We start from the raw sequence: 21,045 nt of genomic DNA, 5'->3' as shown, positions 1-21,045 counted from the left end.
AGAATCTAAAGTGCGTCGCACAAGGCCGGCCGAACGCGACGCGCTTTAGAAAAAACGGCGGCGCCAAGTTACCTGACGCCGCCGTTATTTGTTTCTACCGGAAGGCCTTACGCCGCCGGCTGCGCCTCGATGGTGCGCAGCGCCTGCGTCTGGCGCTTGGCTGCGGCCTTGACCGCGTCCTGCACCTTCTCGAAGGCGCGCACCTCGATCTGGCGCACGCGCTCGCGGCTGATATCGAACTCGGCCGACAGCTCTTCAAGCGTCAACGGCTCATCGGCGAGGCGGCGCGCCTCGAAGATGCGGCGTTCGCGGTCGTTGAGCACGGCAAGAGCGCCCGACAGCATGCCGCGCCGGTTTTCCAGCTCGTCCTGCTCGATCAGCATCTCTTCCTGGCTTTCGTGGTCGTCGACCAGCCAGTCCTGCCATTCGCCGGACTCGCCTTCACTGGCCCGGATGGGCGCATTGAGCGAGGCGTCGCCCGACAGACGGCGGTTCATCGACACGACTTCCGCTTCCGAGACGTTCAGCCGGGTGGCAATCTCGGTGATCTGGTCGGGCTTCAAATCGCCTTCGTCGAGCGCCTGGATCTTGCCCTTCACCTTGCGCAGGTTGAAGAACAGGCGCTTCTGGTTGGCGGTGGTGCCCATCTTGACCAGGCTCCACGAGCGCAGGATGTATTCCTGGATAGAGGCCTTGATCCACCACATCGCATAGGTGGCGAGACGGAAACCGCGCTCCGGTTCGAATTTCTTGACGGCCTGCATCAGGCCGACATTGCCTTCCGAGATCACCTCACCGATCGGCAGGCCATAGCCGCGATAGCCCATGGCGATCTTGGCGACGAGCCGAAGGTGGCTGGTGACGAGCTTGTGCGCAGCCGTGGTGTCCTCATGCTCGGCATAGCGCTTGGCGAGCATGTACTCTTCCTGCGGCTGAAGCATCGGAAAGCGGCGGATTTCTTCCAGGTAGCGGCTGAGACCGCCTTCGCCGGAAACGATACTGGGTAATGACTGGGCCATGATAGCGCCCCCTCTCTATTGGAGTGATGCCCCCGAAACGCGGCGGGCATGTGGCGCGAATGCCAAAGGCACATTCGCGCCAACCGACATATATAGGAACAAAACCAGAAAGACAGGCATTTGTTCAACACGAAACAGTGTGTCACGTTGAAGTGAACAACGCCGGTCAGGTTTTCAGGTGGTTGGTTCAGAGCTTGCGGAAGCCGTCGACGAGTTCCTCCATGTCCCACGGTATCGGTGCTTCGAACCTCATCGTTAGATGGGTATCCGGATGCCGAAATGCAAGGAGGCGGGCGTGCAAAGCTTGTCGCGGAAACGCCTTTACCTTGCTTCTTAGCGGCTCGGGCAACCGATTGGCCTTGGTGCGGAAAGGCTGGCCGTATTCGGGGTCGCCAATCACCGGATGGCCGATATGGGCCATGTGGACGCGTATCTGGTGAGTGCGACCGGTTTCCAGCCGGCATTCGACTAGGCTCGCCGTGGCGAATTCCTGCTGCTGCTCGCCAAAGCGCTCAACGACGGTGAAATGCGTGACGGCGTGGCGGGCATCGTCGCGGCCTTGCGGCACCACGGCGCGGCGTACCCGGTCGGCGGCGCGGCCGAGCGGCGCGTCGACCGTCCCGGTCGGCCTTGCCGGTATGCCCCAGACCAACGCCAGATACGCCCGCTCGAGATCGCCGGTCAGGCCGTGGTCGGCAAAGGCCTCCGACAACGCCTTGTGGGCGCGATCGGTCTTGGCGACGACCATGACGCCGCTGGTCTCCTTGTCGAGGCGGTGGACGATGCCCGGCCGTCTCACGCCGCCGATGCCGGACAGGCTGTCGCCGCAATGATGGATCAGCGCGTTGACCAGCGTGCCGGTCCAGTTGCCGGCGCCGGGATGTACGACCAGCCCGGCCGGCTTGTTGATGACGATCAGCTCGCTGTCCTCGTAGAGGACGTCCAGCGCAATATCTTCGCCTTGCGGCTCCGCCGGTTCCGGCTCCGGCATGTCGACCGACACGCTGTCACCTTGTGCCATCTTGCGCTTCGTTTCGCTGGCTGGCCTGCCGCCGATCCTGACGGCGCCCTGCTTTATCAGCATCTGTACCCGGCTGCGCGACATGTCGGGGCCGAGCCTGGCCGCCAGCCATTGGTCGAGCCGCTGGCCGGCCGCATCGGCGCCCGCCTCCAGCACGATCGGTCCGGCCCCTATTAATTGTCTGACCTCTTCGTTATGAGCGCTCATCGAAAACAGTTCCGGAATCTGCTGCCATGGCCCGGCCGCTTGCCGACGAAGACGAGGAAAAGCCGCTCGACCCCGAGGTCGAAAAGGTGCGGAGGAAGCTCGTCCGCTTCGTCGCCATCAATCTCGGCCTGCTGTTCCTCGCCCTTATGGTGGTGATCGCGGCGCTTGTCTACAAAGCGCGCAACGCGCCGCCTGCCGCCCCTCCGCTGAGCAGCGACATCCAGGTGCCGATCGGCGAAACGGTCAACGGCGACATCGTGCTGCCGGTCGGCGCCAGGGTGATCAGCCAATCGCTGTCCGGCAATCACCTGTCGATCGACACCGAGCTGCCCGACGGCAGCCGCGCCATCTTCGTCTATGACATTACCGAGCGCCGCATCGTCGGCCGTTTTTCGATCAGGAACAAATGACCGGTTTTGCCGAACACCGCAGCATTGCCACGGTCGCGCTTGTCGTCGCAAATTATGACGAGGCGATCTCGTGGTATGTCGACCGGCTGGGTTTTGTGGTCGCCGAAGATGTCGACCTCGGCGGCGGCAAACGCTGGGTCACGATCACGCCGGGCAACGGGCAGGGCGCGCGGCTGCTTCTCGCCGAGGCATCCGGCGATGCGCAAAGGCACGCCGTCGGCAACCAGACCGGCGGGCGGGTCTTTTTGTTCCTCGAAACCGACGATTTTGCCCGTGACCATGCGCTGTTGCTCGAAAAGGGCATCGAATTCCATGAGGCGCCCCGGCACGAGACCTATGGCACTGTGGCGGTTTTCGCCGATCTCTATGGAAATCTTTGGGACCTGATCGAGCCAAAACGCTAGGCTTGCAGCGGATATTTCACGGCGCGATCGGCAGCCTTAACCCTAGTTGCTTTTTGCCAGCCGTCAGCCTATATCGCCGGTTCTTGAACGCGCCCATCGTCTAGCGGTCAGGACACCGCCCTCTCACGGCGGGAACAGGGGTTCGATTCCCCTTGGGCGTACCAAGTCTCTCCAAGCTCTCGGCAAACCATCAATCCGATCCATCGCCTTGGGTCGCGGCGGGTTTGGCTCATTGCCGCTTCCGGCGCAGCGGAGCCGATTGCATTAGCATTGCATCGTGGGTCTTGAGGCACAGCGTTAGCGGCGCGCAGAACGTCGCGCTGAGTCGATGCCACGCGGGGAGGAGCCAGATACAGAAACTACAATCGCAAGGCGTCCATCACGCTGGTCGGCACTGCCTGGAGCCGACCTGAGCTACAGCTGCCGGCGGCGGATCGTTTTGGCGAGCTCGGCGAAGGCGCCTCTCCCTCGAAGGGTGGATGCCGGGAAGGCCCTTAGCACCCGCCAGCGAAGCTGCGCGCGACGCGCATGGCTGGGCTCTAAACGCGCCATACTCCAGTTGCAGTATCGTAGCTTCTTTGCCGTTCGAATTTCTCTCAGTCATGGCTTCGCACGATACCAAGATATGCTGCGAACGACACATCCACGGCGGGCTCAACCATTCGATCTATTCCGGCAAGCCGAAAAGTGTTTGCGCGCCTGCTATTCCTCCGAGCGGATGACTGCCCATGGCGATCATCGGCTCGGTAGTTTCTGCCTCGAACACTGTCGACGCGAGCACCGTCCGTCCCAACGGCTTGCACAGCCCTTCGATGCGGCTGACAAGATTTACAGCCTTGCCGATCGCGGTGAAGTCCAACCTGCCGGCAGTGCCGATATTCCCCCAGAGTATCTCGCCGACATGCAGGCCAATGCCATATCCGAGCTCAGGGCCGCCATTGCGGCGCCGAGTTTGGTTGAGATGATCTATCCCGGCGCGCGTGGCCTTCACGGCGCGTACCGCAGCGTCACATGCGGCATTTGCATCGCGCTCGCCAATCGGGAAAATCGCGAGGACGCCATCACCTATAAACTTGAGAACCTCACCACCAAATGCGTGCACCGCGCCGGCGACGCAATCGAACCAGGCATCAAGTACCAATACGATCTCGTCTGCATCATGAACCTCGGATAGATCGGTGAAACCTCGAAGGTCCGCGCACAGAAGCGCAGCCCGTATCGTCTCTCCCTTTACTCGACGAGAATGACCGTTGAGCACATGTGCTGCACTGCGCTTTCCCAAATATGCCTCGAGCAATGCGCGTTTCGCGGACCGTTCTGCGAGTGCGGTCATCGGAGCCGCAGCAAACCGGGAGATTTGCCGCAGCAGCTCTGACTGCGCCTCATCCGGAGTATGATCGAACGCCCACACCAAAGTCGGTGCGACACCGCCCGCTCGCTCGTCGAACACGATCGCCCGCGTCGTGCCAAGCCACTCCCGCAGCACGAGCCGGGGATCGGCATTCTGGCGGTCGGCGCCTATCCCCAAACCCTCGACCACTTCACCCCCAGGCGCTCGCCAGAGCCAGATGCGGCGTGAAATGATTGGGTCGGGAGCATCCTGCGCCAGCGCGCCGGCGATGATCGGCAAGCCGTCTTCCATCAAATGCGTTGAGAGCTGCAATAGAAGTCGCCCACCGTCGCCAATATGCGCGGCGTCGTCCAGAAGGAATGAAAGCGACTTTGCGAGAAGCATCGGTAGAAGGTCACTCGGCACCGGCTTATGCTTACGCCTCGAACATCTTCTTGCAACTCCCCACATTCGCTTAAATAGCACGGTATTCGATGCGGATGTGACCTGGAGTGAGCGATGGCGGAATCGGTTTACACAGAGATTGAGGTCGCCGCGCCACAAGCGACCGTGTTCGCGCTTTTGACGGATCCGGACCAGATCGTGCGATGGATCGGGACCGAAGCGAATTTGGATGCAACGCCGGGCGGTCTGTTCCTCGTCAATGTCGGTGGTCGCCATATGGCGCGCGGTGAGTTCACCGAGGTGATCCCGGTCCACCGTCTTGCCTACAGTTTTGGCTGGGAAGACAACGAGACCGTGCCGCCCGGCTCCAGTCATGTCGAGATCGACCTGATCGCGAGGGATGCGGGGACACTGATCCGCTTCACGCACAGCGGACTGCCGAACGCAAAGGAGCGTGACAGCCACCGAAGGGGATGGGAGCACTACCTCTCAAGGCTGAAGATCACTGCCGATGGGGGACATGTCGATCCCGACGTGCCGATGAAGAATATGTGATTTTCATCTAAGGGCCGCGGATGCCCGTAATCCGAACCAGGCGCGGCATGCGTCAACGAGGCCCCTTTGACCTGCCGTCGCCAAACCGGCCGCTCGGGAAACCCAGCGACCTGCGGGCCGCCGCACCATTACAGCTGCCGGCGACGGATCGTTTCAGCGAGCTCGGCGAAGGCGTCCGCGATCCCGGTGCCGCTCTTGGCGCCTGCGTGGAGTTCTTGAAACTCAGCGCTTCTGGCGCAACGCCTCGGATTGAATTAGCATCCGTTCATCAAAGCTCCGGCCGCACTCCTGCAGGATGCGGAATGCGGAGCGCAGGCGAGCGAGGCCGGGCGCGGTCACATGCCGGGCGCCGATCCAAGCGCGACCGGGCATCCGAACTTCCGTTCGGCGGCAAGACGGCGTGGCCGGGAGGAGTCAGATGCAAAAACTACAATCGCAAGGCGTCCATCACATCACGCTGGTCGGCGCCGGGCGTCAGACCTCGATCGATTTCTGGGAGGGCGTGCTTGGCATGCCTTTCATCTTCGAGCAGCCCAACCTCGACAAGCCAAGCGAAAGCCATCTCTATTTCGATCCGGGCGACGGCCGGCTGATCACCGTCTTCACCGACGAAAGCCGCACGCCGGTCAAGCGGCGCACGCCGACCGACACGGGCTGCGTCCATCATATCGCTTTCGCGGTGTCGCGCGTCACCTTTCTGCAGGCGGCTGCCCGGCTCGACGAGCGCGCCATCAAGCACAGCGGCGTCAAGGATCGCGGCTTCATGGACTCGATCTATTTCGAGGATCCGCTCGGCCTGCTGATCGAACTCGCCTCCTACCGTTTCGAACCGCCGGCGGGCTTCACTCATGCCGACGTGCTGATGCAGGCGCACAAGATCCGCGTCGCGCGCGGCGACTACAACATCGCCGAAGTGCACCTTGCCGATGCGATCCAGGCGCTTGTCGAGCGCTCGCGCACGACCTTGTCGGAGGATCGCGCACCGAAAAATCCATACTGACGACACGCCAAACAAAGGGAGGACATAATGGCAAAGACAGCAACGAAGAGTGCGAAAAAGCCCGCCGCCAAGGCAGCCAGGCCAGGAGCGAAGCCGGCGGCCAAAGCCGCCGCCAAGTCAGCGGCGAAAGTGGCAAAGCCGGCGGCCAAGGTCTCCGCCGAGAAGCTGGCGCCGAAGGCCAAGGCGAAACCGGCGAAAAAGCCCGCGCTCTCGCTCAGCATGCTGAAGCCCAGCGTCAACAATATGAGCGTTCGAGTGTTTGCACGCGCCGCCGGGCTCGACCATTCCGAGACCGACGTATGGGGTCTCACGCGCTCGCCCGAATACATGGCGCGAAACCCGGCCCATCTTACGCCGATGATCGAGGACAAGGGCCTGCCGAGAGGTGTCTTGTGGGAAAGCTGCGCCATCATGCAGTATCTCGCCAACAAGCACGGGCTGGAGAAATTATATCCCAAGGCGCCGGCCAAGCGGGCAATGATCGACAGCGCCATGTTCTACCTGATCGGGACGCTCTACCCCTATGTGGCGCGCGCCACATATCCTGTACTGAATTTCCCGCAATATGCCGGCGAGGTCGGCCACAGCGACGCTCATCCCGACAAGAAGTCGGAAGCCCAGAAGGCCGCTATAGAAGCGATAGCCGAGCCGCTGGAGGTGTTTCACAGCTTCTTCAGGAACGGCAAGCCGTTCATCGGCGGCAAGAACCCGTCGATCGCCGACATCCGTTTGGCGGCGACGCTCGAGTTCCTCGCCGTCATCGACTACGCGCTGCCCCAATGGGCAAAAGACTATATGGCGGCGATCGAGAAGAAGCTCGGCAAGGCCTATGCCGAGCCGGCCGCCGACGTGCGCGGCTATATCGCCTATGTGCGGTCGCAGGCCAACGCCTGAGGCACAAGCCAATAGCGGTCGTCCGCACGTCTGCAGGAGCCCGTAATGAACTGGGGATTTTTTTAATCTCCCCTGTTTGCACGATGTGGGGAGCTTAAGGTTTTGTTAACCTAAACCCTTTCTACTGAATCCACCTCCAGCCCGCGACCACGGATGTACTGGCGCGGATGGGAAGCAAAGGTCGGCTGCGCGCCGGCCTTTTGCTTATTTCAGCCCCTGTCGAAGTTGCGCCAGACGGCGTTTCACGACGCCTGCATGGCTGATGAAACGCGTCGCCGCCATCTTGTCATCGCCGCTGTCGGCCCTACCATCGAAGTTCGTCCCGTCCTCGAGGGCGGTTCAAGGACAGAGGCCCTGCCATGAAAAGCATTGCTGGAATGATGGTGATTGCAGGCGCCATGCTGGCGGGTGCAGCCGGTCAATCGAAAGCAGCGACGCTCAACACCATGCCCGAGGTCGGGGCTGCCATCCAGGCGTGCTGGACCCCGCCGGCGAATGCCGGGAATTCCACCGTCACCCTGAGCTTCAGCTTCAGGCGCGATGGCACGCTGATCGGCCGGCCCAAGCCGACCGCCATCCGCGTCGCCGGCGAGGAGAAGACGCGCCAAGCTTTTGTCGACGCGGCGGTCGCGGCCGTGGACCATTGCCTGCCGTTGAGCTTTTCACCGGCGCTGGCTGAAGGCATCCCGGGCAAGGTGTTCACTCTGCAATTCAACTCGCCCAAACAAGAACAGGCTGCACCGCGCGTGAAGGCTTCGCCTTGATCTTTTCCGACAACCGGATTCCACTTTTCGGGACCTAATGCATGTCGCGCAAAAGTGTGCAGCGGTTTTGCGACAACGACATGCATTAGACAAGAACCTAAGCGCGTCGCATGAGGCCCGGTCGACCGCGATGCGCTTTAGTGGCGCCTTCGTCTCGCCTCGACATGTCGCGCCAGTTCCGGCATCTCGAAGACATAGTCGCTCCAGGCCGATTCCGGTATCTGGCCGGCGAGATAGCACTCCAGCAAAAGCCTCTGCTCGTGGTCGAGTGGCCTCGGTGCGCGTTCATGGTCCAACCCAAGTGAATGGAACAGATTCCTGGTCAGGTCCGCGACAGTGAAGTGGATCGACATTTGCGGTCTCCTCCTTTGGCCGCTCAACGCCGATCCCAGGGCGAAGGTTTCAGCAACGGCCGGCCGGTAACGCCGGATTGATCGCGATGCCGAACCCGCCGCGCGCATCAAACTTCGCCGTGGCGGGCGTCCGCCGGCGTTGCTGCCGGTTCGTCTCAATCTTGAAATAAAAATGTAATATTGAATTTACACAAGTGGATTTAATACACTAGAGCTAAAGTCTCTGGTGGTGGTTTGATCTACTTCAATTAGAAAAAACTGATTTAGCTAGTACTTATCCATAGTCGGCAAAGAAATCCTGTTCTTGGTGCAACAAGGATAATGGTCGTTCCAATGACACGCTTCTGGCCCCTCACGATTCTGATGCTGGTGTCGGCAATAGCCGTTGCGCTCGGCCCATCCTTCTCCTACGCGGATAGCTGCGGTGCCATCAGGAGCCAATTGCTTTCGGCGGGGCGCAGCGGCGGGACCAGCCCCGAGCTTGCCCAACTGCGCCGGCAACTCGCCGCGATTCAAAAGCTTGAGAGACAACGCAGATGCACGGCGAGAACGGCCGGCTTCTTCTTCAATCCCTGCGCCGACCTGGTCAGCAGCAAGGCGGAGGTGCAACGGCAGATCGCCAGACTGTCGAATTCGAGCAGGGACACGTCCGGATTGAAGGCCAGGTTTGTCGCGCTGGGCTGCGCCGCCCCCGCTGCCAAGAAACAGCCGGCGCAGCAACGCACGGCACCCAAGGCCCAGTCCGCAGGCACAACAATTGGCGGCAATCGGATGCTGTTTTGCGTTCGCTTGTCGGACGGATATTTCTTCCCCGCGCCAAAATCGCAGTTCGCCAAGGGCGACGATCTGAAGGAAACGGTCGATCAGTGTCGCTACATCTGCGACGATGCCGGCGTCGACCTCTATACGCTGAGCGACGCCACTCGCGAGACCGAGGAGATGGTCGCGCTCGAGTCGGGAAAACCCTATGTGGAGCTACCTGCCGCGTTCCGGTACCGCGACGACGCGAACTTCAAGGCCTGCGACGTCAAGCGCTATTACCGGCGCGTCGCCGAGCTCAGGGCACGAACCGTGACACCGGCCAACATGACCAACGCCATCATACCGTTGCCGACGGCAAAGCCGGATTTTGGCATCGTCGCGGAAATTCCTGAATCCGGGATCGAAACCGCCGGTGCCGTTCCGCAAGAGGCAAAAACGCAGGCTGCCGAAGTGCAGGGGGTTGCCCAGCATCAGTCGATCGAAAGAGCGATCGGCGCGCGGCCGGTGAGAGTGGTCGGGCCGGCCTTCTTCCCGGCGGACTGACCAAGGCGGGCGATGTTCCGAGACGGCCGGATCGGATAGCCGCTTCAAGGCCTGGAGCCGTGCGCATCGACCGACGTCGGCTGGTTATTCGCAGACCATGCGGGCCCGTTTGCCGGGCTCGCTGACATTCTTGCAAGTTAGCGGCTTCGTCGGCTCCGGCGACAGCATGGGCGGGTTGTTGGTGACCCTCCTCCGAGGCGCTGCAACGGAAGCCGCGCTCCTGCGCACCGCCGGCCTTTTCGGCGTTTGCGGCGCCACTGGAAAGACGTCGGTCTCCAGTTGCGACTGTTCGGCTTGCGCCTGCGGCGAAGGCCTGTCCCAGAAACGGCGAACATCGAGCGGCTTGGGAATGATGACGGTGCCGTCATAGCTGCGCGCGCAGCCGCTTCCCAAAGGCAGCGCCAGGCACAGGAAGACAGGCAGAATCCGTCGAGACATCAGCAATACCCCTGCAAGCTTATAACGCTGCTTCGGCCTAACCGACAACCGGCGGAATAGGGCGAAGGGAGTAGATACCGTGAAGTAGAGTCGTCGCATTTCCAGTCGAAGGCGTTGCTCGAAGATCCAGCGCCGGGTCGGGCGCGGATGGAGGTCCAGCGCGAGTTAGAACCTTGCGATTCGTCAACGCTTCCAGCGTAAGGCCATGGTGCGATCGCACCATACCAAAGCCGCGCTCAGTGGCGACAATGGGATATTCGAAGTTCCGCTCCTCCAGTTACGGGCGGGAGCAGCGACCGCCGGCAAGAAACAGGGTCAGATTTACCCCAACGGACCTGTTTCGGCGATGGCGCGGCCATGACACGTTCTGGCTGCATGCAACGCGCTCCCGTCCGGCTTTTTTTCTTTTAAAGCCGGTGGCTACGATCGCCGAGCAGACGATGCCGGCCGGAATTCAAGCAAGCTGCTGATTCCAGCGGCAAACCGCGGCCCATGCCGACAAAGCCCGCGGCCGCTCCTTCTTACCCGGCTGGACGACGTTACCGGAGCGACATGAAACTGTCATGCGACTGTAATAATCGGGGGCTATTGGCCTCAGCGGGCGCCGGAGGAATGGCGCCGAGAGACCATATTCCGAACAGGAGCAGGCCACATGAGACATTTCATCCGCTCGGCGGCCGTTGCGATTGCAATGGCTGCGGCGACGACCACCCTCACCCTGTCCGCCGCGCTCGCCGCGGACATCTCCGGCGCCGGCGCCACCTTCCCCTACCCGATCTATGCGAAGTGGGCCGACACCTACAAGAAAGACACCGGCATTGGCCTTAACTACCAGTCGATCGGTTCCGGCGGCGGCATCAAGCAGATCAAAGCCAAGACCGTTACCTTCGGCGCTTCGGATGCGCCGCTCAAGGGCGACGAGCTTGAAGCGTCCGGACTGGCTCAATTCCCGATGGTGATGGGCGGCATCGTTCCCGTCGTCAATCTCGAAGGCATCAAGCCGGGCGAGTTGGTTCTCGACGGCCCGACGCTGGCCGACATCTTCCTCGGCAAGATCACGAGCTGGGATGACGAAGCGATCAAGAAGCTTAATCCCGACGTCAAGCTGCCTTCGCAGGCGATCGCGGTCGTTCACCGTTCCGATGGTTCGGGCACGACGTTCAACTTCACCTATTACCTCGGCGACGTCAGCGCGGACTGGAAAGAAAAGGTCGGCGTCGACAAGGCCGTGGAATGGCCGGTCGGCATCGGCGCCAAGGGCAATGAGGGCGTTGCCAATAACGTCTCCCAGACCGGCGGCGCGATCGGTTATGTCGAATATGCCTACGCCAAGCAGAACAAGCTCACCCACACCGATATGATCAACAAGGACGGCAAGAAGGTCGAGCCCGCCGCGGCGGCGTTCTCGGCGGCAGCGGCCAATGCCGACTGGAGCTCGCAGCCGGGCTATGGCGTCATCCTCGCCAACGAGCCGGGCGCCGAGTCCTGGCCGATGACGGCGGCAACGTGGATCCTGCTCTACAAGAAGCCGGATGATGCCGCGACCACCGGCGAAGCGCTCAAATTCTTCGCCTGGGCATACGACAAGGGCGACGAGATGGCCGGCGAGCTGGACTACGTTCCGATGCCCGACAAGGTGGTCGAGAGCGTCAAGGCCATGTGGGCCAAGGAAGTTGTCGGCGACGACGGCAAGCCGCTCTACTCGGCTATGTAATCTCCTCCAGGGAGGGCGTCGACGGCGCCCTCCCTGTTGCCTTTAATCGCGAGGACCCAATGACCATCGCTTCCGATGCCATGCCATCATCTGCAGCAGCCCGGGCCAGGGAAGCTACGGTGCGGCGCTTCGCGCTCACCGATGCCATATTCCGCGGACTCACCCGCGCTTCCGCAATTCTTGTGCTGGTCATCCTCGGCGGTGTCGCGATCTCGCTGTTTGCCGGCTCGTGGCAGGCGCTGTCGTCCTTCGGTTTCTCCTTCCTGACGACTGAAAGCTGGAATCCGGTCACGGAAAAATTTGGCGCACTGGCGCCGATCTACGGCACCCTGGTCACGGCGGCCATCGCCATCCTGATCGCGGTTCCGATCGGCATCGGCATTGCAGTCTTTCTCACCGAGCTCTGCCCGCGCCCGCTCAGGCGCCCGATCGGCATAGCGGTCGAGCTGTTGGCCGGCATTCCTTCGATCATCTACGGCATCTGGGGCCTGTTCGTGTTCGCGCCGTTCCTGCAGACGGCGATACAGCCCTTCATCATCAACGTCTTCCACGGCGTGCCGGGACTATCCAGCCTTTTCGCCGGCCCTCCTTACGGCATCGGCCTTCTGACCTCGGCGCTGATCCTTGCCATCATGGTGCTGCCCTTCATCACCTCGATCACCAAAGACGTCTTCGATACGGTGCCGGCGGTGCTGAAGGAATCGGCCTATGGCATCGGTTGCACGACCTGGGAAGTGACCCGGCGCGTGGTCATTCCCTATACCCGCATCGGCATCATGGGCGGCGTCATGCTTGGCCTGGGCCGGGCGCTCGGCGAGACCATGGCGGTGACCTTCGTCATCGGCAACGCCCACCGCATCAGTGCCTCCCTGTTCGCGCCGGGCACGACGATCTCGGCGACCATCGCCAATGAATTCACCGAGGCCGACGGCGACCTCTACACCTCCTCGCTGGTTTCGCTCGGCCTGATCCTCTTCGTTATCACCTTCCTGATCCTTGCCGCCGCCCGCTATATGTTGATGCGGATCGACGCCCGTACGGGAGCCTGACCGATGTCGACATCCTCATCGCTCCACAGCCGCCGCAAAGCCAGGAATTCGGTGATGATGGCGCTTTGCGTCGTCGCCGCCGGCATCGGGCTTGCCTGGCTGGCGCTCATTCTCGGCGCACTGGTCTATAAGGGCACAGCCGGGCTTTCGCTCGCGGTCTTCACCGAGATGACGCCACCACCGGGCGAGGCCGGCGGCCTGCTCAATGCCATCGCGGGCAGCCTGCTGATGACGATCATCGCCGTTGTCGTCGGCACGCCGATCGGCGTGCTGGCGGGAACCTACATGGCCGAGTATGGACGCTTTTCGCGCATCACCACCGTCGTCCGCTTCATCAACGACATCCTGTTGTCGGCGCCGTCGATCATCATCGGCTTGTTTGTCTATGAGCTGATGGTGCGGCCAATGGGACATTTCTCGGCCATTGCCGGCGCCGTTGCGCTTGCCATCCTGGTCATTCCGGTGGTCGTGCGCACCACTGAAGACATGCTCAACCTGGTGCCGAACGCGTTGCGTGAAGCCGGTGCCGCGATCGGCGCGCCACGCTGGGTGGTGATCCGTTCGGTCGCCTACCGCGCCGCATTGTCCGGCATCGTCACCGGCATATTGCTGGCGATAGCACGCATTTCCGGCGAGACGGCGCCGCTGCTCTTCACCGCGCTCAACAACCAGTTCTGGAGCAGCAATATCAACGCGCCGATGGCCAGCCTGCCGGTGACCATCTTCCAGTTCGCTCTCAGCCCTTACGAGGAATGGCAGCAACTGGCGTGGACCGGCGCACTCATAATCACCCTGACGGTTCTGGGCTTGAGCATCCTCGCCCGCAGCCTTACCGGACGCAGAGAGGACAGATGACACAGATGTTGTCCCCAGACATGACGATGGCCGAAACGGTCGTCGAGAAGACGAAGATCGAGGTCAAGAATCTCAACTTCTACTACGGCCAGAGCAAGGCGCTGAAGGACATCAGCCTGTCACTGCCTGAGCGCAGTGTCACGGCCTTCATCGGCCCTTCGGGGTGCGGGAAATCGACGCTGCTGCGTGTGTTCAACCGCATCTATGAGCTCTACCCAAAACAGACGGCCGAGGGCCAGGTGCTGCTCGACGGCAAGAACATTCTCGACCGGTCGCAGGATCTCAACCTCCTCAGGACCAAGATCGGCATGGTGTTCCAGAAGCCGACGCCGTTCCCGATGTCGATCTACGAGAACATCGCCTTCGGCGTCAGGCTCTACGAGAACCTCGGCAAGTCCGAGATGGACGGCCGCGTCGAACAGGCGTTGAAGCGCGCCGCGCTGTGGAGCGAGGTCAAGGACAAGCTCAACGCCAGCGGCTTGAGCCTGTCCGGCGGCCAGCAGCAGCGGCTCTGTATCGCCCGCACCGTGGCCGTGAAGCCGGAAGTCATTCTGCTCGACGAACCGGCTTCGGCCCTCGACCCGCTGTCGACTGCCAAGATCGAGGAACTGATCGACGAATTGCAAGCCGACTATACGATCGTCATCGTCACCCACAACATGCAGCAGGCGGCGCGCGTGTCGCGCCAGACCGCCTTCATGTATCTGGGTGAACTGGTCGAGTTCGACCGGACCGAGAAGATCTTCACGTCGCCCCGCGAGAAGCGCACGCAGGACTACATCACTGGCCGCTTCGGCTGAGCCGTTCCGATCATGCATATGAGGACAGGACCATGGGCGAACACACAGTCGCTTCTTTCGACGAGGATCTCGAGCAGATCAGCAAGCTGATCCGCGACATGGCCGACCTCGCCGGTTCGATGGTCGGCGGGGCGACCAAGGCCCTGTTGAATTCCGACAACGTGCTGGCGCAACGCGTCGTTTCCGACGACGCCATCATGGATGCGCGTCAACGCGAACTGGACGACCGCGCCATCACCCTGATCGCCAAACGCCAGCCGATGGCCCACGATCTTCGCCATGTGGTCGGAGCGATCCGCATGGCGGGCGACCTCGAACGCATCGGCGACCTTGCCAAGAATATCGCCAAGCGCGTGAGTGCGGTCGGCCTCAGCGCCACGCCGCGGGACCTGTCGCATTCCATCGACGCGATGGCGCAGCTGGTTCTCATCCAGGTGCAGGGTGTCATCGAGGAATATGCTGCAGGCGATGCGGCCGCGTTGGCCAAGCTGCGTGCCGCCGACGAGCGCATCGACGTCAAATACACGTCCGTGTTCCGCGAGCTGTTGACCTACATGATGGAAGATCCGCGCAACATCACCGCTTGCACGCACCTGCTGTTCTGCGCCAAGAATCTGGAGCGGATCGGCGACCATGTCACCAACATCGCCGAAAATGCGTATTATGTGCTGACCGGCGAGCAATTGCCGGTCAATCGTCCGAAGCAGGACGAAACGACAATGTCCGCACCGGTGACATGATGGGGGTGCCCAGCCGATGATCGCACCACGCATAATGGTGGTGGAGGACGAGGAGCCATTGGGTGTGCTGCTCCGCTACAATCTCGAATCCGAAGGCTACCAGGTCGAGGTGGTGACACGCGGCGACGAAGCCGAGATCCGTTTGCAGGAGAATGTGCCCGACCTTTTGGTGCTCGACTGGATGATACCAGCGGTTTCCGGCATCGAGCTCTGTCGTCGGTTGCGGGTGCGCCCCGAAACCGAGCGGCTGCCGATCATCATGCTGACCGCGCGCGGCGAGGAGAGCGACCGGGTGCGCGGGCTTTCGACCGGCGCCGACGACTATCTGGTCAAACCGTTTTCGACACCGGAATTCATGGCCAGGGTCAAGGCGCTGCTGCGGCGCGCCAAGCCGGAAGTGCTGTCCAGCGTGCTGAAGGTCGGCGACATCGTGCTCGATCGCGAATCGCACAGGGTCTATCGCAAGAAGAGCGAAATCAGGCTCGGGCCGACCGAATTCCGGCTGCTCGAGTTCATGATGCGGCATCCGGGCCGTGTCTTCTCGCGCAGCCAGTTACTCGATAATGTCTGGGGCGAGACAATCTACATCGACGAACGCACCGTCGACGTGCATGTCGGGCGGCTGCGCAAAGCCGTCAACAACGGCCGGATGCCGGATGTCATCCGCACCATCCGCGGTGCCGGCTATGCGATCAGGGAAGATTGACCCGCCTGGTCAGGCTACGTTCTTTCTGACGCTGGGCCTCATTTGCGCGCCCGGCGCGAAAATCTCCTGGTCGACGAAGCTTAGCGCCCGCATCGCGCAGCCTTCGCGGATCAGCGGCAATTCGTTCGGCTCTGTATCGAAGGAGATCGAGCCCGAATGCTGGCCGCCGGCGGTCTGGGCGATTGCCTTCCGCAAGGCCGGCTCGATCAGATCGAAGGCGGCGGCACTGGCGCCGACCATCGCGACCGGTGCCGGATCGATCAGCGCGAACAGCGAGCCGAGACCGAAACCCAGCGCTTCGCCGGCCTTGCGGTAGGCCTCGCGTTCCGGCCCATCTTTCTCGCGCGCCCGGGCCGCCAGTGCTCGCATGTCGGCGTCGCTGACGTCGGCGATCGGTTCGCTTTCTTCGCTCATCTGCCTGGCGTTGCGCCAGATGGCGTAGTTGCCGGCATAGGCCTCGATGCAGCCGCGCCGCCCGCAACGGCAGAGCGCGCCGCCCGGACGATGGATCATGTGGCCAAATTCGCCACCCGAGGAATGCGTCCCGGTGAACAGTTCGCCCTTCAGCACCAGCCCCATGCCGATGCCATGCGAAAGCAGGATGGCGATGAAGTCGTCGCGATAGCGATCCGGATTGCGCCAGCGCAAAGCCACCGCCATCATGTTGCAGTCGTTCTCCACCGTTGCCGGGATGCCGAATTCGTCCTCCAGCATGTCGGCAAAGGCGATGTCGGTCTGCGGCGTGATCGGCGACCACAGCATGGCGCGTGCAGGGGAGTCGGTAATGCCCTGAATCGCCAGGGCGATGCGGGCGACACTGCGGACGTCAAGGTCTGGATCCTGCAGCCGGCGCCGGACGATGGCCATGCATTCACGGATCAGCTCGTCGCGCGGCATGGTCAGCGTGTCCAGCCGGCGCTGTTCCTCGGCGACCACCTGTCCCGTATAGTCGATAATGGCGGCCGACAGGAAATTCAGCGACAACACCACGGTCAGCACCGCCGCCGCTTCCGGGTTGAGGGCGAGGCCGACCTGCGGACGACCGCGTTTCAACGAAACGGGCTCACTTGCCTTGCTCTCGGCGAGGATGCCTTCCCGTATCAGGTCGGAAGAGATCGCCGATATGGTCGAATGACTGAGGCCGGTAGTAGCTGCGATCTCAGTACGCGATGGCTGGCCGGCCCGGCGCACCGCCGAGATCACCATCGCCCGGTTGCGCCGGCGCAAATCGTCATGGCGGATTCCGACCGACATTGTTTTGCTTTCCTCCCGGTTGCGGCGGCCGCTCATGAACCGGAAGCCGTCGGTAATGTCCGACAAATAGTGTCGGACGCAGGCAAATAGTGTCAGATGCAGGTTGCGCTGTCATCGTTTATTCCGACGCTCGAAAAAACTCGCAGAGTCATCAAAATCCATCAGAATCGATGTTGACAGCAGCCGGAGATCGGGCCAGTATTTTTTCGAGGCTCGAAAAAATTAGAGCTTCTAAGCTGGTCTTTGAGCCAATTGGTCACGCCGTACGCGGCGCAGGGAGGATATGATGAAGAAATTCACGACCGCCATTCTGGCGGGTGTCGCCATGACGCTGGCGCTGGCGTCGGTGGCGCAGGCTAAAGACAAGGTCATCGGCGTTTCCTGGTCGAACTTCCAGGAAGAGCGCTGGAAGACCGACGAGGCCGCAATGAAGGCGGCCATTGAGGCCGCAGGCGACAAGTATATTTCCGCCGACGCACAGTCCAACCCCGGCAAGCAGCTCACCGACGTCGAGAGCCTGATCTCGCAGGGCGCCAGCGCACTGATCATCCTGGCGCAGGACGCCTCGGCCATCGGGCCGGCCGTGCAGAAGGCACTGGACGAAGGCATCCCGGTCGTCGGCTATGACCGGCTGATCGAGAACAAGGACGTGTTCTATCTGACCTTCGACAACAAGGAAGTCGGCCGCATGCAGGCCCGCGAAGTCTTCAAGGTGAAGCCGGAAGGCAACTACGTCTTCATCAAGGGTTCGGGTTCCGATCCGAATGCCGATTTCCTGTTTGCCGGTTCGATGGAGGTGCTGAAGGAGGCCATTGACGGCGGCAAGATCAAGAATGTCGGCGAGGCCTATACGGACGGCTGGCTGCCGGCCAACGCTCAGAAGAACATGGAACAGTTCCTGACCGCCAACGACAACAAGGTCGATGCCGTGGTCGCCGCTAATGACGGCACTGCCGGCGGCGTCGTCGCCGCGCTGACGGCGCAAGGGCTGGCCGGATCGGTTCCGGTTTCGGGCCAGGACGGCGACCACGCCGCGCTGAACCGCATCGCGCTCGGCACACAGACCGTGTCGGTGTGGAAGGATGCGCGCGAGCTCGGCAAGAATGCCGCCGAGATCGCCTCGCAACTGGCCGACGGCAAGCAGATGACCGACATTGCCGGCGTGAAGGATTTCACCACGCCCGGCGGCAATACCGTCAAGTCGCTGTTCCTGACCCCGGTCGCCATCACCAAGGACAACCTCAACGTCGTCATCGACGCCGGCTGGATCAAGAAAGAAGAGGTCTGCGCCGGGGTGACGGCTGGCACTGTTGCAGTCTGCAACTGAGCCGACGTTTCCGAAAAGTCCGAACGCCGCGGCCGCTCGCCGCGGCGTTTTTCCAACAAGAGTTGTTTTTCCGCTTCCGGCGGATAACTTCTAGGCTGCTTCCGGCATCCGCGGCAGACGGCAACCCGGCGGGAGAAACATCATGACCGACACGACGTCCAACACGCCGGTCGACAGCACGACAGACCGGGCACGGGAATCCGAACTCGGCATTGTTGCCCGATTTCTCAAGGCAACCGAACTCGACACGCGCATGCTCGGCATGGTCGGCGCGCTGCTGGTCATCTGGGTCGGCCTGCATGTCATTTCTAGCGTACGGCTCGGCGTCAATCCGTTCGACTTCGACAGCCGGACCTTCCTGACGCCACGCAATCTCTGGAACCTGTCGGTGCAGACTTCGGCCGTGGCCATAATGGCCGCCGGAATGGTGCTGGTTATCGTCATGCGCAATATCGACCTGTCGGTCGGCTCCGCCGAAGGCCTGATCGGCGTGGTCATGGGTTTTGCGCAGGTGCATTTCCTGGTGCGAATGGTCGGTCTGCAATTAGGCAACCCCTGGATCTGGATCCTGGCGCTGGCCATCGGCCTCGCGCTTGGCCTTCTGATCGGAGCGTTCCAGGGATACATCATCGCTTATCTCGAGGTGCCGGCCTTCATCGTGACGCTGGGCGGCCTTCTGGTCTGGCGGGGTGCCGCATGGTGGGTCGCCAGTGGGCAGACGATTGCGCCGCTGGATGCCACTTTCCAGCTGATGGGCGGCGGACCGACGGGTTCGATCGGTGCGCGATGGAGCTGGATCGTCGGAATTGTCGCGTGCCTGGCGGTTGTGTTCATGCTGCTCAACGGGCGGGTGCAGCGCAAGCGGTTCCGCTTCCCGTTACGCCCGATCTGGGCCGAGACGTTCCTCGGGGCCGTCACTTGCCTTGTCATCATGGGCGCCATATGGCTTGCCAATTCCTATCCTTGGCCGGTCGGCATCGTGAACAGATATGCGGCGGCCAACAATATAACCGTTCCCGAAGGCGGGCTGTTCATCGCCCATGGCATCGCCATACCCGTGCTGATGGCTGTAGCCGTAGGGCTGATCATGACCTTCATCGCCAAGCGTACCCGTTTCGGCCGCTATGTCTTCGCCATCGGCGGCAATCCGGAAGCAGCCAACCTTGCCGGTATCAACACGCGCTGGGTGACCATGAAGGTGTTCATGATCATGGGCGTGCTGGCGACGATCGCCGCAGCGATCTCGTCAGCCAGGCAGAACTCGTCGACCAATGCGCTGGGCACGCTGGACGAGCTCCTGGTCATCGCGGCGGCGGTGATCGGCGGCACGTCGCTCGCCGGCGGCTCCGGCACAGTGCTCGGCGCCATGCTCGGCGCGCTTTTGATGCAGTCGCTGCAGTCCGGTATGGTGCTGCTCGGCATCGATTCGCCGCTGCAGAGCATCGTTGTCGGAGCCGTGCTGGTGGTCGCGGTGTGGCTCGATACCGTCTATCGCAAACGGGTCTGAGCATGATCCCGCAAGGTGGAAACCGGTTTTCGTACAACTTGATGCTCAAGCAGGATCTATAGGGAGGAAGGACGAGCATGGCAGACAAAACCGCTCCCACGCCGCTGATCGACATGCGCAACATCTCCATCGCTTTCGGCGGCATTCGCGCCGTCGACGATGCCTCTGTCGACCTTTTCCCGGGCGAGGTGATGGCTTTGCTCGGTCACAACGGTGCCGGCAAATCGACGTTGATAAAAATCCTGTCCGGCGCCTACAAGCGCGATGCGGGCCAGATTTTCGTCAACGGCGAGGAAGCTTCGATCTCCAATCCCCGCGACGCCAAGAAGTACGGCATCGAGACGATCTACCAGACGCTGGCGCTGGCCGACAATGTCGATGCGGCCGCCAACCTGTTTCTCGGCCGCGAGCTGATGACCGGCTGGGGTACGCTCGACGACGTCGCCATGGAGGCCGAGGCGCGCAAGGTGATGGGCAGGCTCAATCCGCGTTTCCAACGCTTCAAGGAGCCGGTGGTAAAGCTTTCGGGCGGCCAGCGGCAGTCGGTGGCGATCGCCCGCGCCATCCTGTTCAATGCTCGCATCCTGATCATGGACGAGCCGACGGCGGCACTCGGGCCGCAAGAGACGGCGCAGGTCGGCGAACTGGTCAGGCAGCTCAAGTCCGACGGCATCGGCATCTTCCTGATCAGCCATGATATTCACGACGTGTTCGAGCTTGCCGACCGTGTCTGCGTCATGAAGAACGGTCGGGTTGTCGGAACGACGCGCACAACCGACGTCACCCAGGACGAGGTGCTCGGCATGATCATCCTCGGCAAGTGCCCACCCGGCGCCATTCCGGGGCCGGGCGCGCTGAAGATCGCCGCATGAACGAGAATTAGCCGGCTAATCACAAGCCGCCAAAATGTGCCAGCCGTCACCATGCATTGGCCTCGCCATTGTGTTGGCGTCAGGACTTGCCCATAAAGATGCCGAACCGTCCACGG

The 21,045-nt window shown here is 62.0% G+C and carries 22 protein-coding genes and 1 tRNA gene; 17 read left to right on the top strand and 6 right to left on the bottom strand.

Annotated features, from left to right (window positions below):
- Nucleotides 1-107: 107 nt before the first annotated feature.
- Nucleotides 108-1,019 (bottom strand): RNA polymerase sigma factor RpoH, encoded by a 912-nt coding sequence (rpoH, locus tag NKI47_RS10800; protein ID WP_023678514.1) that lies wholly within the window; start codon nucleotides 1,017-1,019, stop codon nucleotides 108-110.
- A 187-nt stretch (nucleotides 1,020-1,206) separates the two neighbouring features.
- On the bottom strand, nucleotides 1,207-2,247 hold the full coding sequence (locus tag NKI47_RS10795) for an RluA family pseudouridine synthase (protein ID WP_352589832.1): 1,041 nt from the start codon (nucleotides 2,245-2,247) through the stop codon (nucleotides 1,207-1,209).
- A 26-nt stretch (nucleotides 2,248-2,273) separates the two neighbouring features.
- On the opposite strand from NKI47_RS10795, the gene NKI47_RS10790 reads away from it, so the two are divergent.
- The 3 genes from NKI47_RS10790 (at nucleotide 2,274) to NKI47_RS10780 (ending at nucleotide 3,225) form a co-directional block, all read left to right on the top strand.
- A complete protein-coding gene (locus NKI47_RS10790) occupies nucleotides 2,274-2,657 on the top strand; it encodes a fimbrial protein (protein ID WP_352457953.1) in 384 nt (127 codons plus the stop codon).
- On the top strand, nucleotides 2,654-3,061 hold the full coding sequence (locus NKI47_RS10785) for a VOC family protein (protein ID WP_352589829.1): 408 nt from the start codon (nucleotides 2,654-2,656) through the stop codon (nucleotides 3,059-3,061). Before NKI47_RS10790 ends, NKI47_RS10785 begins: the two co-directional genes overlap by 4 nt.
- A gap of 89 nt (nucleotides 3,062-3,150) precedes the next feature.
- A tRNA-Glu gene (locus tag NKI47_RS10780) sits at nucleotides 3,151-3,225 on the top strand.
- Between the two features lie 503 nt (nucleotides 3,226-3,728).
- Here the strand turns inward: NKI47_RS10780 and NKI47_RS10775 are convergent.
- A complete protein-coding gene (locus NKI47_RS10775; protein ID WP_352571976.1) occupies nucleotides 3,729-4,796 on the bottom strand; it encodes an adenylate/guanylate cyclase domain-containing protein in 1,068 nt (355 codons plus the stop codon).
- A 114-nt stretch (nucleotides 4,797-4,910) separates the two neighbouring features.
- Here NKI47_RS10775 and NKI47_RS10770 point away from each other — a divergent pair, with 114 nt between their 5' ends.
- The 4 genes from NKI47_RS10770 to tolA all read left to right on the top strand — a co-directional run bounded on the left by NKI47_RS10770 (nucleotide 4,911) and on the right by tolA (nucleotide 8,009).
- Nucleotides 4,911-5,351, top strand: a complete 441-nt coding sequence (locus NKI47_RS10770) for an SRPBCC family protein (protein WP_008873905.1) — start codon at nucleotides 4,911-4,913, stop codon at nucleotides 5,349-5,351.
- A 418-nt stretch (nucleotides 5,352-5,769) separates the two neighbouring features.
- On the top strand, nucleotides 5,770-6,351 hold the full coding sequence (locus NKI47_RS10765; RefSeq protein ID WP_023678523.1) for a VOC family protein: 582 nt from the start codon (nucleotides 5,770-5,772) through the stop codon (nucleotides 6,349-6,351).
- A gap of 27 nt (nucleotides 6,352-6,378) precedes the next feature.
- Nucleotides 6,379-7,245 carry a glutathione S-transferase family protein gene (locus NKI47_RS10760; RefSeq protein ID WP_023678524.1) on the top strand — a complete coding sequence of 289 codons (867 nt, stop codon included), beginning with the start codon at nucleotides 6,379-6,381 and terminating at the stop codon, nucleotides 7,243-7,245.
- A gap of 359 nt (nucleotides 7,246-7,604) precedes the next feature.
- Nucleotides 7,605-8,009 (top strand): cell envelope integrity protein TolA, encoded by a 405-nt coding sequence (gene tolA, locus NKI47_RS10755; protein ID WP_023678526.1) that lies wholly within the window; start codon nucleotides 7,605-7,607, stop codon nucleotides 8,007-8,009.
- Nucleotides 8,010-8,146: 137 nt separating this feature from the next.
- Here tolA and NKI47_RS10750 read toward each other — a convergent pair whose 3' ends face one another.
- Nucleotides 8,147-8,362 carry a hypothetical protein gene (locus NKI47_RS10750; RefSeq protein ID WP_023678527.1) on the bottom strand — a complete coding sequence of 72 codons (216 nt, stop codon included), beginning with the start codon at nucleotides 8,360-8,362 and terminating at the stop codon, nucleotides 8,147-8,149.
- Nucleotides 8,363-8,695: 333 nt separating this feature from the next.
- Between NKI47_RS10750 and NKI47_RS10745 the strand changes: the two genes are divergently transcribed.
- A complete protein-coding gene (locus NKI47_RS10745; protein ID WP_352589826.1) occupies nucleotides 8,696-9,667 on the top strand; it encodes a DUF2865 domain-containing protein in 972 nt (323 codons plus the stop codon).
- Between the two features lie 84 nt (nucleotides 9,668-9,751).
- Here NKI47_RS10745 and NKI47_RS10740 read toward each other — a convergent pair whose 3' ends face one another.
- Nucleotides 9,752-10,105 (bottom strand): hypothetical protein, encoded by a 354-nt coding sequence (locus tag NKI47_RS10740; RefSeq protein ID WP_352457960.1) that lies wholly within the window; start codon nucleotides 10,103-10,105, stop codon nucleotides 9,752-9,754.
- Nucleotides 10,106-10,757: 652 nt separating this feature from the next.
- Between NKI47_RS10740 and pstS the strand changes: the two genes are divergently transcribed.
- Genes pstS through phoB form a run of 6 tightly spaced genes read left to right on the top strand, consistent with a single transcriptional unit; the run spans nucleotide 10,758 to nucleotide 15,969 of the window.
- A complete protein-coding gene (pstS, locus tag NKI47_RS10735; protein ID WP_352574829.1) occupies nucleotides 10,758-11,819 on the top strand; it encodes a phosphate ABC transporter substrate-binding protein PstS in 1,062 nt (353 codons plus the stop codon).
- Between the two features lie 59 nt (nucleotides 11,820-11,878).
- Nucleotides 11,879-12,868: a phosphate ABC transporter permease subunit PstC gene (pstC, locus tag NKI47_RS10730; protein ID WP_352574831.1), complete on the top strand. Its 990-nt coding sequence runs from the start codon at nucleotides 11,879-11,881 to the stop codon at nucleotides 12,866-12,868.
- A gap of 3 nt (nucleotides 12,869-12,871) precedes the next feature.
- On the top strand, nucleotides 12,872-13,723 hold the full coding sequence (pstA, locus tag NKI47_RS10725; protein WP_023678532.1) for a phosphate ABC transporter permease PstA: 852 nt from the start codon (nucleotides 12,872-12,874) through the stop codon (nucleotides 13,721-13,723).
- Complete coding sequence (pstB, locus tag NKI47_RS10720) at nucleotides 13,720-14,523, top strand: phosphate ABC transporter ATP-binding protein PstB (RefSeq protein ID WP_031212148.1); 804 nt, start codon at nucleotides 13,720-13,722, stop codon at nucleotides 14,521-14,523. The genes pstA and pstB overlap by 4 nt, the downstream gene beginning before the upstream one ends.
- Nucleotides 14,524-14,555: 32 nt before the next feature.
- Nucleotides 14,556-15,263: a phosphate signaling complex protein PhoU gene (gene phoU / locus NKI47_RS10715; RefSeq protein ID WP_023678534.1), complete on the top strand. Its 708-nt coding sequence runs from the start codon at nucleotides 14,556-14,558 to the stop codon at nucleotides 15,261-15,263.
- Nucleotides 15,264-15,279: 16 nt separating this feature from the next.
- The gene (gene phoB, locus NKI47_RS10710; protein ID WP_031212149.1) at nucleotides 15,280-15,969 is read left to right on the top strand and encodes a phosphate regulon transcriptional regulator PhoB; all 690 of its coding nucleotides are present in this window, start codon (nucleotides 15,280-15,282) and stop codon (nucleotides 15,967-15,969) included.
- Between the two features lie 9 nt (nucleotides 15,970-15,978).
- Here phoB and NKI47_RS10705 read toward each other — a convergent pair whose 3' ends face one another.
- Entirely contained in the window at nucleotides 15,979-17,223 is a 1,245-nt protein-coding gene (locus NKI47_RS10705; protein WP_352480860.1) for an ROK family protein, read from the bottom strand.
- 286 nt (nucleotides 17,224-17,509) lie between these two features.
- Between NKI47_RS10705 and xylF the strand changes: the two genes are divergently transcribed.
- The 3 genes from xylF (at nucleotide 17,510) to NKI47_RS10690 (ending at nucleotide 20,929) form a co-directional block, all read left to right on the top strand.
- A complete protein-coding gene (xylF, locus tag NKI47_RS10700; RefSeq protein WP_352480859.1) occupies nucleotides 17,510-18,550 on the top strand; it encodes a D-xylose ABC transporter substrate-binding protein in 1,041 nt (346 codons plus the stop codon).
- Between the two features lie 142 nt (nucleotides 18,551-18,692).
- On the top strand, nucleotides 18,693-20,057 hold the full coding sequence (locus NKI47_RS10695; protein WP_352574833.1) for a sugar ABC transporter permease: 1,365 nt from the start codon (nucleotides 18,693-18,695) through the stop codon (nucleotides 20,055-20,057).
- 77 nt (nucleotides 20,058-20,134) lie between these two features.
- Nucleotides 20,135-20,929 (top strand): ATP-binding cassette domain-containing protein, encoded by a 795-nt coding sequence (locus NKI47_RS10690; RefSeq protein ID WP_352480857.1) that lies wholly within the window; start codon nucleotides 20,135-20,137, stop codon nucleotides 20,927-20,929.
- Nucleotides 20,930-21,045 lie beyond the last annotated feature (116 nt).

This window comes from Mesorhizobium sp. M0633 (genome assembly GCF_040320645.1).
Taxonomy (GTDB): domain Bacteria; phylum Pseudomonadota; class Alphaproteobacteria; order Rhizobiales; family Rhizobiaceae; genus Mesorhizobium.
This window is presented reverse-complemented; position numbering and strand designations above follow the sequence as displayed.

What these genes read in the sequence shown, in the direction of transcription:
- pstS (WP_352574829.1), top strand. Translation starts at nt 10,758, where the DNA reads ATGAGACATTTCATCCGCTCGGCGGCCGTTGCGATTGCAATGGCTGCG.
- NKI47_RS10775 (WP_352571976.1), bottom strand. Translation starts at nt 4,796, where the DNA reads ATGCTTCTCGCAAAGTCGCTTTCATTCCTTCTGGACGACGCCGCGCAT.
- NKI47_RS10740 (WP_352457960.1), bottom strand. Translation starts at nt 10,105, where the DNA reads ATGTCTCGACGGATTCTGCCTGTCTTCCTGTGCCTGGCGCTGCCTTTG.
- phoB (WP_031212149.1), top strand. Translation starts at nt 15,280, where the DNA reads ATGATCGCACCACGCATAATGGTGGTGGAGGACGAGGAGCCATTGGGT.
- rpoH (WP_023678514.1), bottom strand. Translation starts at nt 1,019, where the DNA reads ATGGCCCAGTCATTACCCAGTATCGTTTCCGGCGAAGGCGGTCTCAGC.
- NKI47_RS10750 (WP_023678527.1), bottom strand. Translation starts at nt 8,362, where the DNA reads ATGTCGATCCACTTCACTGTCGCGGACCTGACCAGGAATCTGTTCCAT.
- pstC (WP_352574831.1), top strand. Translation starts at nt 11,879, where the DNA reads ATGACCATCGCTTCCGATGCCATGCCATCATCTGCAGCAGCCCGGGCC.
- pstB (WP_031212148.1), top strand. Translation starts at nt 13,720, where the DNA reads ATGACACAGATGTTGTCCCCAGACATGACGATGGCCGAAACGGTCGTC.
- NKI47_RS10785 (WP_352589829.1), top strand. Translation starts at nt 2,654, where the DNA reads ATGACCGGTTTTGCCGAACACCGCAGCATTGCCACGGTCGCGCTTGTC.
- NKI47_RS10760 (WP_023678524.1), top strand. Translation starts at nt 6,379, where the DNA reads ATGGCAAAGACAGCAACGAAGAGTGCGAAAAAGCCCGCCGCCAAGGCA.
- phoU (WP_023678534.1), top strand. Translation starts at nt 14,556, where the DNA reads ATGGGCGAACACACAGTCGCTTCTTTCGACGAGGATCTCGAGCAGATC.
- xylF (WP_352480859.1), top strand. Translation starts at nt 17,510, where the DNA reads ATGAAGAAATTCACGACCGCCATTCTGGCGGGTGTCGCCATGACGCTG.
- NKI47_RS10795 (WP_352589832.1), bottom strand. Translation starts at nt 2,247, where the DNA reads ATGAGCGCTCATAACGAAGAGGTCAGACAATTAATAGGGGCCGGACCG.
- pstA (WP_023678532.1), top strand. Translation starts at nt 12,872, where the DNA reads ATGTCGACATCCTCATCGCTCCACAGCCGCCGCAAAGCCAGGAATTCG.
- NKI47_RS10765 (WP_023678523.1), top strand. Translation starts at nt 5,770, where the DNA reads ATGCAAAAACTACAATCGCAAGGCGTCCATCACATCACGCTGGTCGGC.
- tolA (WP_023678526.1), top strand. Translation starts at nt 7,605, where the DNA reads ATGAAAAGCATTGCTGGAATGATGGTGATTGCAGGCGCCATGCTGGCG.
- NKI47_RS10745 (WP_352589826.1), top strand. Translation starts at nt 8,696, where the DNA reads ATGACACGCTTCTGGCCCCTCACGATTCTGATGCTGGTGTCGGCAATA.
- NKI47_RS10705 (WP_352480860.1), bottom strand. Translation starts at nt 17,223, where the DNA reads ATGTCGGTCGGAATCCGCCATGACGATTTGCGCCGGCGCAACCGGGCG.
- NKI47_RS10690 (WP_352480857.1), top strand. Translation starts at nt 20,135, where the DNA reads ATGGCAGACAAAACCGCTCCCACGCCGCTGATCGACATGCGCAACATC.
- NKI47_RS10695 (WP_352574833.1), top strand. Translation starts at nt 18,693, where the DNA reads ATGACCGACACGACGTCCAACACGCCGGTCGACAGCACGACAGACCGG.
- NKI47_RS10790 (WP_352457953.1), top strand. Translation starts at nt 2,274, where the DNA reads ATGGCCCGGCCGCTTGCCGACGAAGACGAGGAAAAGCCGCTCGACCCC.
- NKI47_RS10770 (WP_008873905.1), top strand. Translation starts at nt 4,911, where the DNA reads ATGGCGGAATCGGTTTACACAGAGATTGAGGTCGCCGCGCCACAAGCG.